Here is a 21,488-nt window from a genome sequence, read left to right as displayed (position 1 = left end):
TGGTGCATCGTCCTTACACGGGGCAGCATCAGTGTCAATCTGGCGCGAAGCACAACCCCGGCCGATCCCGTGTCGGCCGGGCCGGGAAGGGACGGCGTCGCCATGGCAGACCAGCAAGAAGCATCCGTCACTCTGCCGAGCGATCCGGTCTCGGTCTCCTCGGCGCGCGGATACGTGGCCCGCATACTCACCGAGTGGGGCCTCCCTGACGACGCCGACCTCGCCGACAGCATCCGCCTGATCGTTTCCGAGCTGGCCACCAACGCCGTGCAGCACACCCTCGGCCAGTCGCCCACCTTCACCGTTGACCTCCGGCTGGACCGGGACGAGGAGCTGTACCTGGGGGTGACGGACAGCTATCCGCGCTGGCCCCGGCGGTTGCCCGCGGCCGTCCAGCAGGACAACGGGCGCGGCATGGTCATCATCCGCTCCCTGGCCAAGGAGTGCGGCGGGCGGCTGAGCGTCAGCCCCACGGCGGACGGGGGCAAGACGGTCTCGATCGCGCTTCCCTGGACCGTTCCGGCGCCGAGCTGACCTCGGAGGAAACGGTCCGTCACTGCGAGGCGGCCGGGCCGAACTCACCGCGCGGCAGGGCCGTCAGGCTCGCGGCCACCGGGGCCACCCGGTCACCGCGCGCTGCCGACGACATGGCGGCGGCGATTCCCGGGCACGCACCGTCCAGCTGCTCGGCGGCGCGTACGTGCTCTACCCCGGTCCGAGCGCGCCGCGCGCGATACGGCGGCGCCCGGCCACGGCCGCGACGGACCGGGACGCGGCGCAGGGGCGACCGCCCGAAGTGCTCGGGCGGTCGCTGCGCCAGGGATTCCTGACCGACGCCCTCACCGCGAAGGCACCCGCCCTCTCCCTCGGCAGGCTGCCGTCGCCAGCCTGCTGGCACTCATCTCGCTTCCGGCCGCGGCCCCGCTGGTGGACCGGCTCGGCCGGTGGCTGCGCCTGTGCCGGCCGCCTACCGCCCGGGTGATCGAGGGGGGCGGCGGCGCGGTGCTCACGGCGCTCGGCCGGGTGCCGGCGGGCGTACCCTCCCGCACCGAGCCGGCGGGGGCGCGGATCAGCGCACCCGCCCGTACCAGACGCTCCTGGACCAGATGCGCTCCAGACGCACGACGGACCCGGACTTCGGGGAGTGCCACATCCGGCCGCGGCCCGCGTAGATGCCCACGTGGTAGACGCTGCGGCCGGAGTGGAAGAAGACCAGATCACCGCGCCGGCGCTGCGACGAGGAGATGTGGCGTGTCCTGTTGTACTGCTGCTGGGCCGTGCGAGGGAGCTTCTTGCCCACTCTCTTGAACGCGTAGAGCGTCAGCCCCGAGCAGTCGAACCGGCGGGGGCCCGCGGCGCCGTACTTGTAGGGGGAACCCTTCTTCGAGGCGGCGATACTGAGCGCCTTCGTCGAATGGGTGGCGGCCTCGGCGTCGTTCACGACACCCGGGGCCAGCATGGTGGTGCCGATAGCGAGAGTGAGCACCGAGGCCGTACCGGCCCGGGCGAGGAGTGACGGGACATGAACCTGCGCAGACATGCGCAACCCTTCGTCAGCCGCCTGTGAAGGATGACCTGTCGGGTTCGGGCTGGCGAAGTTGCCCGGCCGCCTACGGCGGCTTCACCCCGAGGGTCGGCCGGTCTCCCGGTCGGCCCGTTGTGCTCGGGTCCTCCACTCCTGCCGATCCACTCTGTCGACCAGTCATCCGGACAGCGGCAGGATTCGGCGTCCGCCCGGACCGCCCCGCCGCGGTGGCGGGGGCTTGTCGTCCCAGGGATCTTGACTCACTCGGTGCCTGTTTTCCGAGCTGAAACGGTGTTATGTGAGGCTCATCACGACTGATCCATTCGGGTGGACAGGCGGGATTTGGGCACGGAGCCGTCCTTCCCACCCCGCCCCGTACCAGCGGCGGAGCGCCGGTTTCCGCTCACAGTCCCCTCGCTTTGCGCAAGTCGAGCTGTCCCTCGTGAGGGGGACGGGTTGCGCCGAACGAGCGAGGAAATTCGGTTCGGCTCCGGGCGTGTCGGGTGAACCGGCCGAGGCGCGGGCCGGTAAGGGCATCCGGGGCGGAGTCGACGGAGCGGCCGGTCAGTCCGTGTCGGCGGGAGGTACGGCGAGCCGCCCCGCCCGCCGCTCCCCGTCGAGCACCCGGAGAGCCCGCGCCAGGGTGCGCGCATGGATGTGCGCATGGATGTGCGCCTCCCCCCGCTCGTGCATGGAGGCGAGGGCGTCCCGGAGCGCTCCCGCCCGGGAGGCGAGAGCCTGCGCCGCCCGGAGCGCACTGTAGGTGTCGCTGCCACGGGCCGGGTTGATCCGGCCCAGTTGGTCGAGCACTTCCAGATAGCGGTCGATGAACTCCGCCTCGGCACGGGTCAGTGCGGGGAGCGGCGGGAACTCCGGTGGCGGCATCGGCGGATCACCTCGCGGTGTGCGGCGGCTGGGACGGGGCGCGGCTCTCCACGACGTGGTCCACCACCCCGTACGCCTTCGCGGCCGCGGCGTCCAGGATGGTGTCCCGGTCGAGGTCGGCGGCGACCTGCTCCGTGGTCCGGCCGGTGTGCCGCACCAGCATTCCCGTGAGCATCTCGTGCACCCGCGTCAACTCCTGGGCCTCGATCTCCAGATCGGAGGGCTGGCCCCGCACGGCCTCGGGCAGGGAGGGCTGCTGGATGACTACCCGTGCGCCGGGCAGGGCATGTCGCCGGCCCGGCGCGCCTGCGGCGAGCAGTACGGCGGCGGAGGAGCCGGCCTGGCCGAGGCAGAAGGTCTCCACCTCGCAGGTGAGGAACTGCATGGTGTCGTAGATCGCGGCCATGGCGGTGAACGAGCCGCCGGGGGAGTTGATGTACAGCGAGATCGGCCGGTCGGGATCGGCGTGCTCGAGGTACATGAACTGGGCGATGAGGTCAGTCGTCGCGACGTCGTCCACGGGGGTGCCCAGGAAGACGATCCGCTCGGACAGCAGCTTCGAGTACGGGTCGAGGGTCCGGCTTCCGGTTGCGGTGCGCTCGGTGAACTCCGGCAGTACATAACGGGCGGCGGGGCGGAGCATGGCACGTCCTCCTTGTAAAAAATGTACAGGATGTACACAAGGTTATGATGGGGACTATGGCCTACGAGATTCCGGTGACGCAAGCCCGGGCGGAGCTCGCCGAACTGATCAACCGCGTCGTATACGGCGGCGAACGCGTGGTCGTGACACGGCACGGAAAGCCCCTCATCGCCCTGGTGTCCGCCGCTGACCTGCGGAGGCTTGAGGAGGGTGAGGCGGCCGACGCGGAGGAGCAGGTGATCCGCTCGGTGTCATCGATCCACTCGGCACCGTCCGCTCCGGGCGAACGCCGCAGCTTCGGCATCGCCGCCGAGCACCGCCGTCACGACGGTCCGGGTGACTGAACCCCTTCGCGAGGAACCGACTAGCCGCGCGCGGGTACTGCGGCCGGGGCGGTTTTGGCCACGCCGAAGGGAAGGTCGCGCGAGGCGGTCCGGGCGGCAGGCCAGGCGAAGGCCCACACACCACCCTGGGGACGAGCGGGCGCACCGGCACGCCGCGGCGGTGGGGCCGAGGGTGCGTGCGGGGGCATGAGGAACCTCCGCTCGGAGTTCGAAGAGAAGGATCGTTCGTTCTACGTCGGGCCATGGCCCGTGTATCCCCAAGGCACCTGGACGGCCAGAGGCTTGGGAGGACGGTCTGCGGGGCCTGGTGTCCATGGAAATGCAAAGGGCCAGTTAACGCGCCGGAAAAACTTCCGCCCTAACGTGCAATACCTCGCCGCAGGACCCCGGTTCAAGATCAACGGATCGTTGGAGGCGGATAGGGTCCCGCTGCGTCCAGGGCAGGTACTGGGCGGAAGACGAAGAGGTGGAAGCGTGCAACTCACCCCGCACGAGCAGGAGCGCCTGCTCATCCATGTGGCGGCCGATGTGGCGGAGAAGCGGCGGGCGCGCGGGCTGCGGCTCAATCACCCGGAGGCCGTCGCCCTGATCACCGCCCATCTGCTGGAGGGCGCGCGCGACGGCCGTACGGTCTCCGAACTGATGGCGTCCGGAAGGAGGCTGCTCACCCGCGACGACGTCATGGAGGGCATCCCCGAGATGATCCACGACGTCCAGGTGGAGGCCACCTTCCCCGACGGCACCAAGCTCGTCACCGTCCACGACCCGATCGTCTGACGGGGGAGCCCAGCGATGATTCCCGGAGAGATCCTGTACGCGGACGAGCCCGTGCCGCTCAACGAGGGCCGTGCCGTCACCCGCCTCACCGTCCTCAACGCCGCCGACCGGCCCGTCCAGGTCGGTTCGCACTACCACTTCGCCGAGGCCAACCCCGGCCTGGCCTTCGACCGCGCCGCCGCGCGCGGCCGGCGGCTCCACATCGCCGCCGGAACCGCCGTCCGCTTCGAGCCCGGCATTCCCGTCGACGTCGAACTCGTCCCGCTCGCAGGTCTGCGCGTCGTCCCCGGCCTGCGCGGCGAAACCGGAGGTGCCCTCGATGCCTGAGCTCGACCGCGCGGTCTACGCCGACCTGTTCGGCCCCACCACGGGCGACCGCATCCGGCTCGCCGACACCGATCTGTTCGCCGAGATCGAGGAGGACCGCTCGGGCGGCCCCGGACTCGCCGGTGACGAAGCGGTCTTCGGCGGCGGCAAGGTCATCCGCGAGTCGATGGGGCAGGCGCGCACCACCCGCGCCGAGGGAGCCCCGACACCGTGATCACCGGCGCAGTGGTCATCGACCACTGGGGCATCGTCAAGGCGGACATCGGTATCAGGGACGGCCGGATCACCGGGATCGGCAAGGCCGGCAACCCCGACACGATGGACGGCGTACACCCCGACCTGGTCATCGGCCCCGAAACCGAGATCATCGCGGGCAACGGCAAGATGCTCACCGCCGGAGCCGTCGACGCGCACGTCCACTTCATCTCGCCGACCATCGTCGACCAGGCGCTCGCCACCGGTGTCACCACCCTCGTGGGCGGCGGCACCGGCCCGGCCGAGGGCACCAAGGCGACCACGGTCACCCCCGGCTCCTGGCACCTCGCCCGGATGTTCGAGGCGCTGGAGGGCCACCCGGTCAACATCGGGCTGCTCGGCAAGGGCAACACGATGTCCGGCGATGCGATGTGGGCCCAACTCCGCGGCGGGGCACTCGGATTCAAGATCCACGAGGACTGGGGTGCCACACCCGCGGTCATCGACGCCTGTCTGAAGGTGTGCGAGGAGAGCGGCGCCCAGCTCGCCATCCACACGGACACCCTCAACGAGGCCGGCTTCGTCGGCGACACCCTCGCCGCCATCGCCGGCCGCACGATCCACGCGTACCACACCGAAGGCGCAGGCGGAGGGCACGCTCCCGACATCATCACGGTGGTATCGGAACCGTACGTCCTGCCGAGTTCCACCAACCCGACCCGGCCGCACACCGTCAACACCATCGAGGAACACCTCGACATGCTGATGGTCTGCCACCACCTCAACCCGGCCGTGCCGGAGGACCTGGCCTTCGCCGAGTCGCGGATCAGGCCCTCGACCATCGCCGCCGAGGACATCCTCCACGACCTCGGCGCGATCTCGATCATCTCCTCCGACGCTCAGGCGATGGGCCGCGTCGGTGAGGTGACCATGCGTACGTGGCAGACCGCCCACGTGATGAAGAGGCGGCGAGGTGCCCTGCCGGGTGACGGGCGGGCCGACAACCGCCGCATCCGTCGCTATGTCGCCAAATACACCATCAACCCCGCGGTGGCCCAGGGCCTGGACCGGGAGATCGGTTCCGTGGAGACCGGCAAACTCGCCGACCTCGTCCTGTGGGACCCGGCGTTCTTCGGGGTCAAGCCGCAGACGGTCATCAAGGGAGGCCAGATCGCCTACGCGCAGATGGGCGACGCCAACGCCTCCATTCCCACTCCGCAACCGGTCATGCCGCGGCCGATGTTCGGTGCCCACGGCCGGGCGCCCGCCGCCAACTCGTTCAACTTCGTCACGGACACCGCCATCCAGGACGGGCTTCCGGAACGTCTCGGCCTCGGCAAACGGTTCGTGCCGATCACCAGCACCCGGCACCTCACCAAGGCGGACATGCGGGAGAACGACGCGCTGCCCCGGGTCCAGGTCGACCCCGACAGCTTCGCCGTCACCATCGACGGAGAGCTGGTCGTCCCCGCACCGGCAGCCGAACTGCCCATGGCACAGCGCTACTTCCTGTTCTGATGCCGACGGCTGCCCTGATCGGAAGTCACCCATGACGCGCGCAGCGCTGCTCGTCCTCACCGACGGCCGGTTCCCCGCCGGTGGCCACGCCCACTCCGGTGGCGCCGAACCGGCCGTCAAGGCAGGACGCATCCGTAACGCCGACGACCTCGCCGCCTTCTGCCGGGGCCGGCTCCACACCACCGGGCTCACCTCCGCCGCACTCGCCGCGGCGGCGGCCCACGGCCTCGACCCGCTGGCGCTCGACGAGGCCGCCGACGCCCGCACGCCCTCGCCCGCCCTGCGGGCCGTCGCACGCAAGCTCGGCCGCCAGCTGATGCGGGCCGCGCGCGCCACCTGGCCCAGCGCGGAACTGGCCGCGCTCGCCGCGGCCCGGCCGCGCGGCGCCCACCAGCCCGTCGTCCTCGGCCTCACCGCCCGGTCCGCGGGGCTGGGGCCCGAGGACGCGGCGCACTGCGTCGTCTACGAGACGGTCAGCGGACCCGCCACCGCGGTCGTCCGGCTGCTCTCCCTCGACCCCTTCGAGGCCACCGCCGTCCTCGCCCGTCTCGCCCCGAGCTCGACCGGGTCGCCGAGCAGGCCACCACCGCCGCCCGCCTCGGCCTCGACGCGCTGCCCGCAGCTTCGGCGCCGCTGCTCGACATCTCCGCCGAAGCGCACGCCGCCTGGCCGGTCCGCCTCTTCGCCTCGTAACCACCCACCAGGAGCCGCCCCATGCACCTCGACCACAGCCACGAAGGACCGGCCGCCGTGAGCGCCGACGCCGCACGACCCGACGGCACCCGGCGTGCCCTGCGCATCGGGCTCGGCGGTCCGGTCGGCTCCGGCAAGACCGCCACCGTCGCCGCCCTCTGCCGCACCCTGCGCGACCAGCTGTCCATCGCCGTCGTCACCAACGACATCTACACCCGCGAGGACGCGGAGTTCCTGCTGCGCAACGCGGTCCTGCCGCCCGAGCGCATCCAGGCCGTCGAGACCGGAGCCTGCCCGCACACCGCGATCCGCGACGACATCTCCGCCAACCTCGAAGCCGTCGAGGACCTGGAGGAGGCGGTCGGTCCCCTCGATCTCATCCTGGTCGAGTCCGGCGGCGACAACCTCACCGCCACCTTCTCCAAGGGGCTGGTGGACGCGCAGGTCTTCGTCATCGACGTCGCGGGAGGCGACGACATCCCCCGCAAGGGCGGCCCCGGCGTCACCACCGCCGACCTCCTCGTCATCAACAAGACCGACCTGGCCCCCTACGTGGGCTCCGACCTCGGCAGGATGGCCCGGGACGCCGCCGAGCAGCGCGGCGAACTGCCCGTCGTCCTGACCTCGTTGAAGTCCGCCGACGGCGTCGGGCCCGTCGCCGACTGGGTGCGCGCACAGCTCGCAGCCTGGACCGCATGAGCGTCCAGGCCACGGCCCGTATCAGCGCGGTCCCCGGCGAGGGGGCGCCACCGCGCTGCCCGTGCTGGAGAGCGGCGGGCCCCTCGCCCTGCGCCGCACCCGGTCCATCCTCGCCGGACACGCCCGCGTCACCGTCGTCGGCGCGATGACCGCGCCGCTCGGCGGCGACCGGCTCGCCGTCGAGGCGGACATCGCGGACGGCGCGCGGCTGACCGTCGACTCGGCTGCCGCCACCGTCGCCCTCCCCGGAGCGGGGCCGCACGCCGGGCCCGCGACCTACGACGTGCGGCTGACCGTGGGGGAGGGCGCGGAGCTCCGCTGGCTCCCGGAGCAGCTCGTCTCCGCGTACGGCAGCGAGCTGCGTATGAGCACCCGGGTCGAACTCGCGCCCTCCGCCCGCCTGGTGCTGCGTGAGGAGCAGATCCTCGGCAGGCACGGCGAGACGACGGGCACCCTCACCACCCGGCTCACCGTGCGCAGGGCAGGCCGCCCGCTGCTGGACCAGCAGCTCACCTACGGGCCGGGTGCACCCGGCGGCTGGGACGGCGCGGCCGTGCTCGGCGGGCACCGGGCGGTCGGGCAGCTCCTCGTCGTGGATCCGGGCTTCGAGGAGACGTGCCCGCGGTCCCGGATGCTGTCGCCGACCGCCGCACTCACCCGCCTCGCCGGGCCCGCCGTGCTGGTGACCGCCGTGGCCGCCGACGCGCGGCTGCTGCGCGCGGTGCTGGACGAGGCCCTGGAAGAGCTGGAAGCGCCGGAAGAAGCGGGAGTTCGCTGAGCGGTACCGCGCTCACCGGTTATTGGTTCGGTAAAGAAACACGTGTACGCCCTGTTGTCAGGAGCCCCCCAGGCGAAAGGATTCGCCGGAAGTCCCGATGAACAGCGCCGCCACCTCGCGGCGCATCGGATATGGGGGAGGTTCCAGTGAGACGCACAGCTGTGCTCGGTTCGGCCGGCACTCTGATCGCGGGCACGCTCATAGCGGGCGCGATAGCCGCACCGGCGGCAAGCGCCGACGGGCGCCACCACAGCGGCTCCGAGGCGTACGGAGTCAAGATCGCCGCCGCCCGCGCGGCGCGGGCCGGTATCGACTGGCAGGACTGCCCCGCGGACTGGGCGCTCTCCAAGCCCATCCAGTGCGGCTGGGTGACCGTCCCGCTCGACTACGCCGAGCCGAACGGAAAGAAGATCAAGCTGGCCGTGGACCGGGCCGTCAGCACCGGCACCGCGGCGGAGCGCCAGGGCGCTCTCGTCTACAACCCGGGCGGCCCCGGCGGTTCGGGGCTCAGGTTCCCGAACCGGGTCGTCACCAAGAACCCGCTCTGGGTCAACGCGTCCAAGGCGTACGACTTCGTCGGATTCGACCCGCGCGGAGTCGGGCACTCGGCGCCGATCTCCTGCGTCGACCCGCAGGAGTTCGTCAAGGCCCCCAAGGCCGACCCGGTCCCGGACAGCGAGGCCGACAAGCGCGCCCAGCGCAAGGTCGCCGCCGAGTACGCGGACGGCTGCGCCGAGCGCAGCGGCGACATGCTGCCCCACATGACCACGCCCGACACCGCACGCGACCTCGACGTCATCCGCGCCGCGCTCGGCGAGCGGCAGCTCAACTTCCTGGGCGTCTCCTACGGCACCTACCTGGGCGCCGTCTACGGCACGCTCTTCCCCTCCCATGTGCGCCGCATGGTCGTCGACAGCGTGGTCGACCCGTCGAAGGACAGCATCTGGTACGAGGCCAACCTCAACCAGGACATCGCCTTCCAGACGCGCTGGAACGACTGGAAGGCGTGGGTCGCCGAGAACGACGCTGCCTTCCGCATCGGTGACACGCCGGAGAAGGTCGAGCAGGCGTGGCTGGACCTGCGCGCCACCGCCAAGAGGAACCCGATCGGCGGGGTCGTCGGCCCCGCCGAACTCATCGGCTTCTTCCAGAGCGCCCCGTACTACGACTCCAGCTGGGCGCCCGTCGCCCGGATCTGGAGCGCCTACCGGAGCGGTGACACCCAGGCACTGGTCGACGCCGCGGGCCCTGACATGTCGGACCTCGCGGGCAACGCCTCCGCGGAGAACGGCAACGCCGTGTACACGGCAGTCGAGTGCGCGGACGCCAAGTGGCCCACGAACTGGCAGCGGTGGGACCGGGACAACACCCGGCTGCACAGGGACTACCCGTTCATGACGTGGGCCAACGCCTGGATGAACCTGCCCTGTTCGACCTGGTCGGCCGAGCAGCGGACGCCGCTGGAGGTCAGGACGGGCAAGGGGCTGCCGGCCGTGCTGATCGTTCAGGCCGCGCGCGACGCCGCCACCCCGTACGCGGGCGCCGTCGAGCTGCACAAGCGCTTCAAGGGCTCGCGTCTCATCACCGAGAGGGACGCCGGCTCGCACGGCGTCACGGGCCTGCTCAACCCTTGCGTCAACGAACGGGTGGACACCTACCTGCTCACCGGCAGGACCGACCGGTCCGACGTGACGTGCGCCCCGCACGCCACCCCGAAGCCGTAGTCGCCTAAGGCAGTCGGGGGCGGCCGTAGGCACCGGCCGCCCCTTCGGCTGTGCGGCCCCGGTCGTGCTCCGCCAGCCAGGCGTCCTCCGCCGCGTAGTCGAAGATGTCGCCGTAGTTCCGCGCCATCTTCGGGAAGGCGTCCCGCCAGTCCCGGCCCTCCAGCCGCCCGACGAGCCAGGCCACCGTCCCGGGCAGGGACTCCGCGTAACCGGTCACCGGCCGGTATCCGAGCTCCCGTTCCGCCGCCGCCATGTCGTACACGATGTCGTGCGGAGCACTCCACGGGGTCTCCCCGACCCTGCCCGGGGCCGGCGCCCCCGCCAGCAGCACGGTCTCCGTCCTCCTGCCGAGCACCTCGTCGACGGCCGCGCCGATCTCGGCGACCGTGGGAGCCCCGGGGTCCGCCGCGTTCAGCACCCGGCTGCCCGGCCGCCGTGCGGCGAGCCGTATCAGCTCCGCGACATTGGAAACGTGGGCCGGATGGAAGCGGCTGCCGCCCCCGTAGGCCAGCACCCGACGCGCCCTGCCGTCGACGGCGCGCTTGACGAAGTACAGCTCGCGCGGGGTGCGGCAGTACGGCCCGTGCACGGCCCCCGCCCGCAGCAGCGTCACCGGCAGGACCTCCCCGGCGGCCAGCAGCTCCCGCTCCAGGCGGACCTTCCGCGTCGCGTACGTCCCGTCACCCGGCGCCACGGTGGCGAGGGACTCCGGGATCGGCACCGGGTAGTGCGGGCTCCCCCGGGGACGGTCCTGGGTGTCGAAGCTGCGGCCCCGCCCGTCCTCGTACACCGCGCCGCTGGAGATCACCACCGCCGAGCCGATCCGGCCCGCCAGAGCGGTCAGCTGCCCGGCGTGCGCGCCGTCGTACGCCACCATGTCCACCAGGACGTCACAGCCCTCGCCCAGCGCGGCCGCGAGTGCCCCGTCCTCGTCCCGGTCGAGGCGGGCGGCGCGCACACCTTCGGGCCAGCTGACGTCCCGGCCGCCGCCGTGCGAGAGCGCCGTCGCCTCCCAGCCGTCCCCGACGAGCGCCGTGACGGCCACCCGCCCGATCTGGCCCGTCGCGCCGAGCACGTATGCGTTTCCTTTGCTCATGAGGGAGACGCTAGAGGGCCGGGCGCCGCCGGACCACGCAACTTCGCTGACCGCAGATCGAGAGCTCAGCCCCGCCGTCTCGGGAACTTCTTGGGCTGGTCCGGGCCCGCGGCCTTCACCTTGGCCGCGTACTCGTCGACGTACTCCTGACCGGACAGGCCGAGGATCGCGTACATGATCTCGTCCGTGACGGCCCGGATCGCCGCTTTCTGGTCCTCCAGCCCGGCGTACCGGGAGAAGTCGAGCGGCTCACCGAAACGGATCGAGACCCGCTTGATCCGCGGGACCACCTTGCCGGGCGGCTGGATCTCGAAGGTGCCGACCATCGCGCACGGCACCACCGGCACACCCGCCCTGATCGCCATGACCGCGACCCCGACCTTGCCCTTGTAGAGCCGGCCGTCGTGCGAGCGGGTGCCCTCCGGGTAGATCCCCAGCAGCTCGCCCTTGGCCAGTACACCGAGCCCTTCGCGGATCGCGGCCTGGCCCGCGTCCTTGCCTGAGCGGTCCACCGGGATCTGGCCCGCGCTGTGGAAGAAGGCGGCGGTGAGCTTGCCCTTGAGGCCGGGGCCCGTGAAGTACTCCGCCTTCGCGAGGAAGGTGATGCGGCGCTTGATGATCGCGGGCATCAGGAAGTGGTCGGAGAACGACAGGTGATTACCGGCGACGATGGCGGCACCCTCGGCGGGGATGTGTTCGAGTCCTTCGATCCGGGGCCGGAAGGACAGCCGGAGGAGGGGCCCGAGGATGACGTACTTGAGCAGGTAGTAGAACACGCAGGGCGCTCCTCACTTCGCGGGTCGGCCACGGGTGTCGGCAAGTGTAGGCGCTCCTGACCAGGCGACAGATATGCGTCCGCCCCCCGCCGTGGGTACGGCGGGGGGCGGACGCACGCGAGGGGAGGTGTCAGGGTGCGGTGCCCCAGGCGAGGGTGCCCGCGACGTACGCGCCGATCTTCGGCGCGTCGGCGAAGGCGGTCGTGGTGGAGCGGCTGTAGTCGTCGGCCTCGTTGAAGTTCGACCAGTCGCTCTTGTTGAGGCGCAGCTGGATCTCGCCGGTCGAGCCGCCGGCGGCGAGGGTGCCGCTGCCGAAGCCGACCTCCAGGTAGTGGCTGGCTCCAGTGGTGGAGACGCCGGTCTTCACGCTGCTCGTGACGCTGCCGCAGCCGAGGACGGCGTAGTCGCAGTGGGCGCCGAAGGTGCTGGAGCCCGCCTCCGGGGTGAACCAGTACCGCAGCTTCACGGTGGACAGGCTCACTGCCGTACTACCGGTGTTGACCACCTGCACGGCCATCCGGATCTGGTTGTCACCGGCCGAGGCGTCGGTGTTCCTGTACCGGACCTTGAGGGCTCCGGTCCCGGTCCCGCCACCCGCTTCGGTGGTCGCGGTGACCGCCGCGGAGGCCGCCGAGGTGTTGCCGGCCGCGTCGCGGGCCCGCACCGTGTAGCTGTACGCGGTCGACGCGGTGAGACCCGTGTCCGAGAAGGACGTCGTGACCGGGGAGCCGACCCGCGTCGTGCCGCGGTACACGTCGTACGCGGTGACGGCCTTGTTGTCGGTCGAGGCAGTCCACGACAGGGAGACGCTGCTGCTCGACTTCCCCGTCACCAGCAGACCCGTGGGGGCGGTGGGCGCCTGCGTGTCGCCGTCACCGGGGCCGCCGCCGCCGTCCAGGGGCGGGTAGGCGTTGGCGAGCAGCTCCCGGAACTGGGCGGAGAACCAGTGGCCGGCGAGCGGCGAGTTCGGCAGGGCGCCGGTCATGCTGTTGCCGTTGCGTCCGTTACCCGTGTACGTCGGGTCGCACATCCGGTCGAAGCCCTTGCCCTCGTCGTTCTCGATGGGCTGGCTGTTACCGTCCGACTCGCCCGGGGGCTTGGCCCAGACGTACGCGTCGATGCCGGGCTGAGGCGCGGTGGTGGGCCGCTCGCCCACTCCGGCGCCCTTCTGGTTGCACCAGTTGCCCGCGTGGATACGGCGGTCGATCCGGCTGCCGTTGACATAGGCGTCCACCGTGGTGAGCGGACCGGGGCCCGCGGGCCGGTCAGGGCCGCCCCACCCGTTGCGGGCGGTGTCGATGAGCATGCCGAGGCCGGGCTCGAAGCCGCCGCGGCTGATGAGCAGCGAGCGCAGCCCCTGGGCGAAGGACAGCTCGTCCGCGTAGAAGTTCCAGTCGAGCCACTTCGACTGGCGCACCGTCGTCCCGTTCACCGAGTCGGTGACCTTGAAGTGCGGCTCCCTGAGCGCGGAGTAGTTGGCCGTGTTCACGATGAAGCCGTGGACGTCGGCGACGGTCGCGCCCTCACTGGTGGCGGCCTTCTTGAACTGGTCCACCGCCGGCGCCATGTTGGTGTCCCAGCCGAGCCACCCGTGGTGCGCCGCGTCGATGTAGTTGTAGACGTTGGGGATGTTCCCCAGCGTGTTCAGGGCGTAACCGATGCCCTTCTCGTAGTTCCCGTTCGCCTTCATCACCGCGCACTGCGGGGTCGAACCGGCTTCGCCGCTGGCGTTGGTGACGATGTTGGGCAGCGAGTCGGGTTCGATGATGGTGACGATCCGCAGGTTCGCGTAGGCGGGGTCGTCGAGCACGTCGGCGATGGGGTCGATGTACTCGGTCTTGTAGCGGCCGAGCTCCGTGGGGCCGAGCTCGCCGTTGGAGGCCAGCGCGGCGCAGTCACGTCCAGGGAGGTCGTAGATGACCACTTGGAAGAGGTTCGCACCCTGGTCGAGAGCCTCGTCGAGGTGTTCGCGCAGGCTCAGCGCCTCGCCCACGCCCTCGATGGCGGCGATCCGGTCCATCCAGACGAAGGACGGCTCGTCGGCGATGGCACTGCCGCCCGGCTCGGCCGCGGCCTTGGCGGACCACTGCATGTTCACATAGGGGGTGGCGCCTACGTAGGGATTGTCGACGCGGGCGGCCGCGGCGGCCGGGGTGGGTACCGCCACCGCGAGTGTCGCGGCGATCGCGAAGGCGCCGAGTGCGGCGACCTTGCTGCGTATCCCTTGCTGGGTGATGCCTAGTCTCTTCATGTGCGGCTCCGTGCTCCTCTTCTCATACGCCCGCCGGGGTGTCCCGGCGGAGTTCGTGGGGGTGCGCTGCGCTCGGGGCGGTGGTCAGGGTGCGGTGCCCCAGGCGAGGTTTCCTGCGATGTACGCGCCGATCCTCGGCGCGTCGGCGAAGGCGGTCGTGGTGGAGCGGCTGTAGTCGTCGGCCTCGTTGAAGTTCGACCAGTCGCTCTTGTTGAGGCGCAGCTGGATCTCCCCGGTCGTCGCGCCGGCGGCCAGACTGCCCGCGCCGCCCGTGAAGGAGACCTCCAGATACCGGTCGGCCCCCGGCTTGGGGCTGCTCGCGGTCACCACCTTGTGCCTGACGTTGGAGGAGCCGAGCGCGGCGTAGTCGCACCAGGTGTTGAAGGTGCTCGCGCCCGCCTCGGCGGAGAACCAGTAGCGCAGCGTCACCGTCGACAGGTCCACCGGGCCGCTGCCCGCGTTCTGGAGCCGAAGGGCCATCCGGATCTGGCTGTCGCCGGCCGAGGAGTCGTTGTTCTTGTACTGCACCTTCACCGCGCCGCTGCCGCCGCCACCCGTCTTGGTGGTGGCGGGCACCGCCGCGGACAGGGCGGAGGTGTTGCCCGCCGCGTCCCGCGCCGCCACCGTGTAGCTGTACTGGGTGGCGGCCGCGAGACCTCCGTCGGTGAAGGTCCTCGTCGTCGGGCTGCCCGCCAGCACCCCGTTGCGGTAGACGTCGTAACCCGTCACCGCCACGTTGTCGGTGGCCGCCGCCCACGTCAGGGAGACGCTGTCGTTCGTCGTGGCCGTCACCGTGAGCCCGGTGGGCGCGGTCGGTGCCTCGGTGTCCCCACCGCCGCCGCCTTCCACCAGCAGCTCGGCGTAGATCGCGAACGCCAGGGCGAGCGCGGCCTGGGCCCAGAAGCGGTGGTAGGTGAAGGTGGGTGCCGGGCCGCCGTCCAGGTGGGCCTGGACCTTCGGCCAGTCCGGGTCGTCCCGGTACCAGGACCGGATGTCGATGAAGCTGACCCCCGGCTCGATGACGTCGCCGTTCGGCATCTCGCCGGACCAGCCGTCGGGCACCGGCACCTCGTCGTCGAACCGGCCGTAGTCGTTCCTGGTCTCGGGCACCGCGATGCCCTTGTCGGTGGCGTTCAGCGCCATCGCGTCCAGCAGGGCCTTGGCCAGCGCCCCGGCCGCCGCGTCACCCGACTTGGCGGCGTAGTACGTGAGCGTCTTGACGTAGGCGGCGCCGACACCCACGTCGTTGGCGTAGTCGACGACGGAGACGTGCAGCCCGGCGTTGCTGCCGGGGGACGCCGGATTCCAGGTGTCCGGCTTGCCCGTCCAGTTGAGCGTGGAGGGGAAGCGGTAACTGCCGTCCGCGCCCACCGTGGTCTTGCTGGCGGCCCACGCGACCCACTTGCCCAGTACGGCCTCGGCGGAGGCGTTGCCGGTGACGTAGTAGTACGCCGCGAGGCGCTCCATGCCCCACACCTGGAAGCCGAACCAGTTGTTGCTCGGCGGGTCGTGGTAGACGGGCTGGGCGTCGTAGGCCATGCCGTAGAAGGTGGGAGTGCCGGCCGGCGGCGTACCGTAGCGCCCTTCCCAGCTGTTGGTGCAGCCTCCGGCGAAGGCGCCTTCGGCGGACTGCAGCCAGGTCAGGAACTCCAGCTGGCGGGTCAGGCTCTTGGACCAGTCGCTTCTGGCCGTGGCCGACTTGGGGGTCAGCACCGGGACGTTGGACAGGGCCCAGGCGGCGAGCGGGTTCTGGTAGCCCTGGTGGGAGGCGCCGTCGCCGATGCGCCAGGCCCAGCCGCCGCCGCTGCCCGCGGCCGCGCCGCCCCAGGCGTAGTACCAGGACAGCAGGTAGTGCTCCGCGTCACGGCCGGACGCCGCCGGACAGGACTTGGGGTCGGTGCAGTTGCCGATCCGCTTGAAGTACTTGTCGAACAGGGCGTAGCGGAGGTAGTCGCCCATCTTGGCGGCCTTCGCCACCGACGCCGCGACCTGGCTCTCCTTGCCCTGGGCCCGCGCCCAGCGGTGGGCCCAGTAGGCGGCCTGAACCGCCCGGGCGTCGGCGTCGGGGGCGTTGGTGTACTTCCACTGCTTGGCATAGCTGGCGTCGTCGACGAACAGGTCCAGATAGCCGTTGGGACCGCCGTAGTTGAAGAGGTCGGTCGTGGGCTGCGGGATCGTCTCCCACACCGACTCCTGCGATCCGCGCTGGTAGGTGTTGAGGAACGAGGGCCCGGGGCCGGGTCCCGACTCGCCGCCTGTGCCCGGCTTGTTGCCGAAGCCGTAGGTGTTGTCGAGGTCCATCAGCCAGTGCATCCCGTAGACGTCCATCGTGCCGTAGGAGGCGGCCAGTTCCGTGGCGAGCGGATCCCTGCCGACCGGTACCGAGGGGTCCAGGGCGGAGGGGTAGTCGCCGGGCAGCGGATGCTCCGGCGCGTAGGTCGCCGGGGCGCCGGGGTTGTACGAGCCGCTGGTGGACTGATCGGCGTGCGGCGGGATGATCGTGCGCTCGGCCACGGCCCAGGCCGCGTTGAAGGGGGCCCAGTCACCCGTCACCCGCCCGTACGCCGCCTCCAGCCACATCCAGAAGCTGACCGATTCCGACGTGGTCTCGTGGCCGTGGTCCGGTGCTTCGACGAGCAGGGTCTCGACCGAGTGGTACGGGAGACCGTCGGGGCTGAAGTACCCGTTGGCCGCTGCCTTGATCTTGCCGTACTGAGTGAGGAACGCCTGGGTGTACGGGTCGTCGGCAGCGGCGGTCCGGGCGCCGCCCGTCGTCGCGGTGCCGGTCTCGGCGGCGCCCGCGGTGGCTTGGCTCAGGCCCAGGGCGATCATGCTGCCGCCCACGGCCTGGGTGAATATCCTACGTGATATCGACACAAATCCTCCGGTGCGGGGTGTGGTCGGAGCAGGGACGGGTGGAGCGGGGGTACGGCGACGATCAGGGTTCGATGCCCCAGGCGAGACGGCCGCCGATGTACACGGCGATCTTCGGGGCGTCGGTGTAGGAGGTGTTGAGTGTGCGGCTGTAGTCGTCGGTCTCGTCGAAGTTCGACCAGTCGGTCTTGTTCAGCCGCAGCTGGATCTCGCCGGTCGAGGCTCCGGGGGCGAGCGTGCCGCTCCTGAACCCGGCCTCGAGGACCTGGTCGGCGCCGGCCTTCGGTGCACTCGCGCCGGTGACCCGGTGAGTGATGGTGCCGCAGCCGAGGGGGGACCAGTCGCACCAGGTGTGGTACGACTTCGCTCCGGCCTCTCCGCTGAACCAGTAGCGCACCGTCACGTCCGACAGGCTCACGGGCGTGCTCCCGGTGTTGACCAGCCTCAGTCCCGGCTTGATCTGGTTGTCACCCGCGCTCCGGTCGTTGCTCCTGTACTGCGCCACGACGGACCCCGGGTCCCCGCCCCCGCCGTCATGGCCCAGCGCCTCGCGCACGGCGTCGTACACGGGCTTCGGCCGGAGGTTCTCGTCGTAGAGGGTGGCCGCGCCCTGGCCCGGGAAGGCGGCCGGGACCCAGGAGTACTTGTCCGTGTAGTCCCACACCGTGATCCCGACGCACCGTTCGACCGCCAGGCAGGCTTCCACCACGCGCTGGTAGTAGGAGGTCTGCGTGGCGAGTTCGGCGGCATCGGCCGGCAGGGGTATGCGTACGTCGAGTTCGGTGAAGGCGACGTCCAGGCCGAGATCGGCGAAGCGCTGGAGGTTCTGCTGCATCCCGCCCGGGAAGCCGTACTGGACGGCCAGATGGCCCTGTATCCCTATCCCGTCGAGCGGCACGCCGTCGGCGATCAGCTCGCTCGCGAGGCGGTACATGGCATCGCTCTTCGCCCCGAGCCCGTCGATGTTGTAGTCGTTGAGATAGAGCTCGGCGTCCGGGTCCGCGGCGTGGGCGGCGCGCAGCGCGGTGGCGATGTAGTCGCTGCCCGTGGCGGTGTGGAACGGGCTCGTACGGAACGTTCCGTCCTCGTTGAACGGCTCGTTCACCACGTCCCAGGCATCGACCGTGCCCCGGTAGTGGCCGGCCACCTCGGTGATGTGGTTCTTCATGGCGGCCTCCACCTGGGCCGGCGGCAGGGCGGCCACCCAGCCGGGCAGCTGGCTGTGCCAGACGAGCGTGTGGCCGCGCACGCTCTGGCCGTGTGCCTGGGCGAAGTCGGTGATCGCATCGCCCTGGCCGAAGGTGAACACACCCTGCTGGGGCTCGGTCGCGTCCCACTTCATGGAGTTGGCCGGGGTGATCTGACCGAACTCGGTGCCCAGTAAGGCGGCGTAGGCGGCATCGGGTAACTCGGAGTTGTCGGTGGCCGAGCCGAAGAACCTGCCCTGGGCGGAAGCGAGTTCGTGCAACGTGCTCTGCTGGGCCGCGACGGCGGGCCCGGCGGCCGAGGTGGCGGCGACGGCCACGGCGACGAGCATCAGTGCCGCAAGGCCACCCGGGGTGCGGGTGGAGCGCTTTACCAAGTGCATGACATTCGCCTTCCTCGCTGAGTGAGGGCCGGGGGCACGCTGCATGCGGCCCGTGGCCCAGCTCGCGACTCGCCGTGGGGGGAAAGAGGGAAGTGCAACTCTTGGTTGTGGGAGCGCTCCCAAAGTGGCGTGGTGTTACGCACCTGTCAAGAGTTGAAACGCAACTGCCTCAAGGGGTGACCGCACCCCGCCGGGTCGCCCCAGGTCAGCCCGGTGCACCCGGTGGGAGACTCCCGCGGGGGTGTGCCGGATCGTATGATCCCCTCGCTCCGTGGGATGCCGTCGCTGCCGCACCGGGGCAGTCGCCGCCCGGGCCTCGGGGCCGAGGCCCGGGCGGGACAGCCGTCACCACCCCTGGCCGCCCCGGTCCGTAGCGGGGGCGGGTGGCGTCTACCGTCGCGTCGCCCTGGCGGCCGGCCGTCGCCCGGCCGCCAGGCTCAGTCCCCCTGCGTGGCGGCCATTCCGAGCGTCGCCAGGCCGATGACGACCCAGCCGAACCAGAGCCAGCCGTTGCTCCCCAGCGCCACGGTGTACGCCGTCACGGTGACCAGCGTTCCGACGGTGAGCACTCCCATGGTCTTCACGGAACCGGACATGCGCGCACGCTCCTCACCGGCCGCGCGGCCGTTGTGCCCATGGTCGCCCCGTGGAGAGGCTCCGCGCTACCGCCCGCGCGCCTGCAAAGAGGCGAGATAGGCGTTGTAGGCCGCCAGCTCCTTGTCGCCGTCCCGGTCGGCCGCCCGGTCCGAACGCTTGGCGGCCCGCTGGTCGGAGCGGTACCACTGGAAGACCAGCGCGATCAGCACCAGGACCGAGGGGATCTCGCTGAACGCCCAGGCGATACCACCCGCCCAGTTCTGGTCACTCAGCGCGTCGATGCCCAGCGAGGCCGGCGGATCGCTGTAGGTCTCCACCATCGGCTGGCTCGCCATCATCAGGGCGATCCCGAAGAACGCGTGGAACGGCATGCCCGCGAAGAGCTCCATCATCCGCATCACGTAGCCCGGCCGGTGCGGTCCCGGGTCGATTCCCATGATCGGCCAGAAGAACACCAGACCCACGGTGAGGAAGTGCAGCATCATCGCGAGGTGGCCGGGCTTGGAACCCATGAGGAAGTCGAAGAGTGGCGTGAAATAGAGCGCGTACAGGCTGGCGATGAAGAGCGGGATCGTGAACACCGGGTGCGTGACGATCCTCATGTACCGGCTGTGCAGCAGCATCAGCAGCACTTCGCGGGGCCCGGTCCGGTCCCGCCCGGCGACCGGCAGCGCCCGCAGCATCAGGGTCACCGGGGCGCCGAGCAGCAGCAGGATCGGCGACACCATGCTGATCACCATGTGCTGCACCATGTGCACGCTGAACATGACCATGCCGTAGTCGTTGAGCCCGGTGCACATCACGAGCGCGATGGACAGCACACCGATCACGAAGAAGACGGTCCGGTTGACCGGCCAGCCGTCCCCGCGCCTGCGCAGCCGCAGTACGGCGTACCCGTACAGCGCGAGGGCCAGCACGCAGCCGACCAGGAAGAACGGGTCCGCGGAGAACGCCAGCCCACGCCCCAGCGTGAACGGCGGCAGATCCATGTTCATGCCGTGCCCGCTGTGCTCCATCTGTTCACTCCCGCCGGGGGCATCCCCGATTCGTGCCGCTTGTCCGGGTCCAGAGTAGAACCGCCCCCGGCCGCGGTTGCGGCCGGGGGCGGTCCGGGAAGCCCGTACGGGTCAGAGCACGCACTCCGCCTCGGCGTAGCGCTCGGCCGGGACCGTCTTCAGGGTCTCCACGGCCGCCGCCAGCGGCACCATCCTGATGTCCGTACCGTGCAGCGCCGTCATCATGCCGAACTCGCCGCGGTGCGCCGCCTCCACCGCGTGCCAGCCGAAGCGGGTGGCGAGGACCCGGTCGTACGCGGTCGGGGTGCCTCCGCGCTGCACGTGGCCGAGAATCACCGGGCGGGCCTCCTTGCCGAGCCGGTGCTCCAGCTCGATGGAGAGCTGCGTGGCCACTCCGGTGAACCGCTCGTGGCCGTAGACGTCCCTGGTGCCCTGGGCGAACTCCATGGAGCCCGCCCGCGGCTTCGCACCCTCGGCGACCACGACGATCGCGAACTTCTTGCCCGCCGAGAAGCGCTGCCCGACGAGCGCGGTGAGCTCGTCGATGTCGAAGGGGCGCTCCGGGACGACGATGGCGTGCGCGCCGGCGGCCATGCCCGAGTGCAAGGCGATCCAGCCGGTGTGCCGGCCCATGACCTCGACGATCAGTACCCGCTGGTGCGACTCGGCGGTGGTCTTGAGCCGGTCCAGGGCGTCGGTCGCGACCCCTACGGCGGTGTCGAAACCGAAGGTCACGTCGGTCGAGGCGATGTCGTTGTCGATGGTCTTCGGCACCCCGACGATCGGCAGGCCCGCCTCGGAGAGCAGGTTGGCCGCCTTCAGGGTGCCCTCGCCGCCGATCGGGATGATGGCGTCGAGGCCGAGGTCGGAGACATGGCCCCTGGCCCGCTCCACACCGTCACGCAGATGGGCCGGCTGGACCCGGGACGAGCCGAGTATGGTGCCGCCGCGGGCCAGGATGCCGCCGACCGCGTCGAGGTCGAGCTTGCGGTAGTCGCACTCCAGCAGGCCCCTCCAGCCGTCGTGGAAGCCGATGACCTCGTCGCCGCGGTCCGCCACGGCGCGGTGCACGACGGAACGGATGACGGCGTTGAGGCCGGGGCAGTCGCCGCCGGAGGTGAGCACACCAATTCGCATTGCCCGGGGAACCTTTGCAACGTGGGGCCGACGACCGGACCACGT

At 70.9% G+C, this 21,488-nt stretch carries 17 protein-coding genes, 4 pseudogenes and 1 riboswitch; of the genes and pseudogenes, 10 read left to right on the top strand and 11 right to left on the bottom strand.

Translation table 11 applies throughout. The features are described from left to right. Window positions 1–102 precede the first annotated feature (102 nt). Both Sfulv_RS02815 and Sfulv_RS30075 read left to right on the top strand, forming a co-directional pair. On the top strand, window positions 103–534 hold the full coding sequence (locus Sfulv_RS02815; RefSeq protein ID WP_173310939.1) for an ATP-binding protein: 432 nt from the start codon (window positions 103–105) through the stop codon (window positions 532–534). A gap of 136 nt (window positions 535–670) precedes the next feature. Continuing rightward, window positions 671–1,020 (top strand): annotated as a pseudogene (locus Sfulv_RS30075) (LysE family translocator); the annotation flags it as partial. A 49-nt stretch (window positions 1,021–1,069) separates the two neighbouring features. Here Sfulv_RS30075 and Sfulv_RS02810 read toward each other — a convergent pair. The 3 genes from Sfulv_RS02810 to Sfulv_RS02800 form a co-directional block, all read right to left on the bottom strand. Beyond that, window positions 1,070–1,540, bottom strand: a complete 471-nt coding sequence (locus Sfulv_RS02810) for a C40 family peptidase (RefSeq protein ID WP_173310937.1) — start codon at window positions 1,538–1,540, stop codon at window positions 1,070–1,072. A 3-nt stretch (window positions 1,541–1,543) separates the two neighbouring features. Next, a riboswitch (cyclic di-AMP (ydaO/yuaA leader) is annotated at window positions 1,544–1,726 on the bottom strand. A gap of 363 nt (window positions 1,727–2,089) precedes the next feature. Beyond that, a complete protein-coding gene (locus tag Sfulv_RS02805; RefSeq protein WP_173310935.1) occupies window positions 2,090–2,410 on the bottom strand; it encodes a hypothetical protein in 321 nt (106 codons plus the stop codon). Window positions 2,411–2,417: 7 nt separating this feature from the next. Then, entirely contained in the window at window positions 2,418–3,053 is a 636-nt protein-coding gene (locus Sfulv_RS02800; protein WP_173310933.1) for an ATP-dependent Clp protease proteolytic subunit, read from the bottom strand. A gap of 56 nt (window positions 3,054–3,109) precedes the next feature. Between Sfulv_RS02800 and Sfulv_RS02795 the strand changes: the two genes are divergently transcribed. The 8 genes and pseudogenes from Sfulv_RS02795 (at window position 3,110) to Sfulv_RS02760 (ending at window position 10,108) form a co-directional block, all read left to right on the top strand. Then, window positions 3,110–3,397, top strand: coding sequence for a type II toxin-antitoxin system Phd/YefM family antitoxin (locus Sfulv_RS02795; protein WP_173310931.1), 288 nt, complete (start codon window positions 3,110–3,112; stop codon window positions 3,395–3,397). A gap of 474 nt (window positions 3,398–3,871) precedes the next feature. After that, window positions 3,872–4,174, top strand: coding sequence for an urease subunit gamma (locus Sfulv_RS02790; protein ID WP_173310929.1), 303 nt, complete (start codon window positions 3,872–3,874; stop codon window positions 4,172–4,174). A gap of 15 nt (window positions 4,175–4,189) precedes the next feature. Continuing rightward, window positions 4,190–4,501 carry an urease subunit beta gene (locus tag Sfulv_RS02785; RefSeq protein WP_173310927.1) on the top strand — a complete coding sequence of 104 codons (312 nt, stop codon included), beginning with the start codon at window positions 4,190–4,192 and terminating at the stop codon, window positions 4,499–4,501. Beyond that, window positions 4,494–6,214 (top strand): annotated as a pseudogene (locus Sfulv_RS02780) (urease subunit alpha). Before Sfulv_RS02785 ends, Sfulv_RS02780 begins: the two are co-directional and overlap by 8 nt. Window positions 6,215–6,245: 31 nt before the next feature. After that, window positions 6,246–6,907 (top strand): annotated as a pseudogene (locus tag Sfulv_RS02775) (urease accessory protein UreF). Between the two features lie 21 nt (window positions 6,908–6,928). Next, the gene (ureG, locus tag Sfulv_RS02770) at window positions 6,929–7,606 is read left to right on the top strand and encodes an urease accessory protein UreG (protein WP_173310925.1); all 678 of its coding nucleotides are present in this window, start codon (window positions 6,929–6,931) and stop codon (window positions 7,604–7,606) included. Continuing rightward, a pseudogene (locus Sfulv_RS02765) lies at window positions 7,603–8,384 on the top strand (urease accessory protein UreD). The gene ureG and the pseudogene Sfulv_RS02765 overlap by 4 nt, the downstream one beginning before the upstream one ends. 146 nt (window positions 8,385–8,530) lie before the next feature. Continuing rightward, on the top strand, window positions 8,531–10,108 hold the full coding sequence (locus tag Sfulv_RS02760) for an alpha/beta hydrolase (protein ID WP_256668800.1): 1,578 nt from the start codon (window positions 8,531–8,533) through the stop codon (window positions 10,106–10,108). 4 nt (window positions 10,109–10,112) lie between these two features. Here Sfulv_RS02760 and Sfulv_RS02755 read toward each other — a convergent pair whose 3' ends face one another. The 8 genes from Sfulv_RS02755 to Sfulv_RS02720 all read right to left on the bottom strand — a co-directional run bounded on the left by Sfulv_RS02755 (window position 10,113) and on the right by Sfulv_RS02720 (window position 21,443). After that, the gene (locus tag Sfulv_RS02755; RefSeq protein WP_173310921.1) at window positions 10,113–11,204 is read right to left on the bottom strand and encodes an NAD-dependent epimerase/dehydratase family protein; all 1,092 of its coding nucleotides are present in this window, start codon (window positions 11,202–11,204) and stop codon (window positions 10,113–10,115) included. A 65-nt stretch (window positions 11,205–11,269) separates the two neighbouring features. Then, window positions 11,270–11,980 (bottom strand): lysophospholipid acyltransferase family protein, encoded by a 711-nt coding sequence (locus Sfulv_RS02750; protein ID WP_173310919.1) that lies wholly within the window; start codon window positions 11,978–11,980, stop codon window positions 11,270–11,272. A 130-nt stretch (window positions 11,981–12,110) separates the two neighbouring features. After that, entirely contained in the window at window positions 12,111–14,231 is a 2,121-nt protein-coding gene (locus Sfulv_RS02745) for a glycoside hydrolase family 6 protein (RefSeq protein ID WP_173310917.1), read from the bottom strand. An 84-nt stretch (window positions 14,232–14,315) separates the two neighbouring features. Next, window positions 14,316–17,063, bottom strand: a complete 2,748-nt coding sequence (locus tag Sfulv_RS02740) for a glycoside hydrolase family 48 protein (protein WP_173317542.1) — start codon at window positions 17,061–17,063, stop codon at window positions 14,316–14,318. A 106-nt stretch (window positions 17,064–17,169) separates the two neighbouring features. Further along, window positions 17,170–18,693: an endo-1,4-beta-xylanase gene (locus Sfulv_RS02735; RefSeq protein ID WP_246352993.1), complete on the bottom strand. Its 1,524-nt coding sequence runs from the start codon at window positions 18,691–18,693 to the stop codon at window positions 17,170–17,172. 437 nt (window positions 18,694–19,130) lie between these two features. Further along, window positions 19,131–19,289: a hypothetical protein gene (locus Sfulv_RS02730; protein ID WP_173310915.1), complete on the bottom strand. Its 159-nt coding sequence runs from the start codon at window positions 19,287–19,289 to the stop codon at window positions 19,131–19,133. Window positions 19,290–19,355: 66 nt separating this feature from the next. Further along, window positions 19,356–20,306: a cytochrome c oxidase assembly protein gene (locus Sfulv_RS02725; RefSeq protein WP_173310913.1), complete on the bottom strand. Its 951-nt coding sequence runs from the start codon at window positions 20,304–20,306 to the stop codon at window positions 19,356–19,358. 111 nt (window positions 20,307–20,417) lie between these two features. Next, the gene (locus Sfulv_RS02720) at window positions 20,418–21,443 is read right to left on the bottom strand and encodes a 6-phosphofructokinase (protein ID WP_173310911.1); all 1,026 of its coding nucleotides are present in this window, start codon (window positions 21,441–21,443) and stop codon (window positions 20,418–20,420) included. Window positions 21,444–21,488 lie beyond the last annotated feature (45 nt).

Source organism: Streptomyces fulvorobeus, assembly GCF_013167895.1.
GTDB lineage: Bacteria > Actinomycetota > Actinomycetes > Streptomycetales > Streptomycetaceae > Streptomyces > Streptomyces fulvorobeus.
This window is presented reverse-complemented; position numbering and strand designations above follow the sequence as displayed.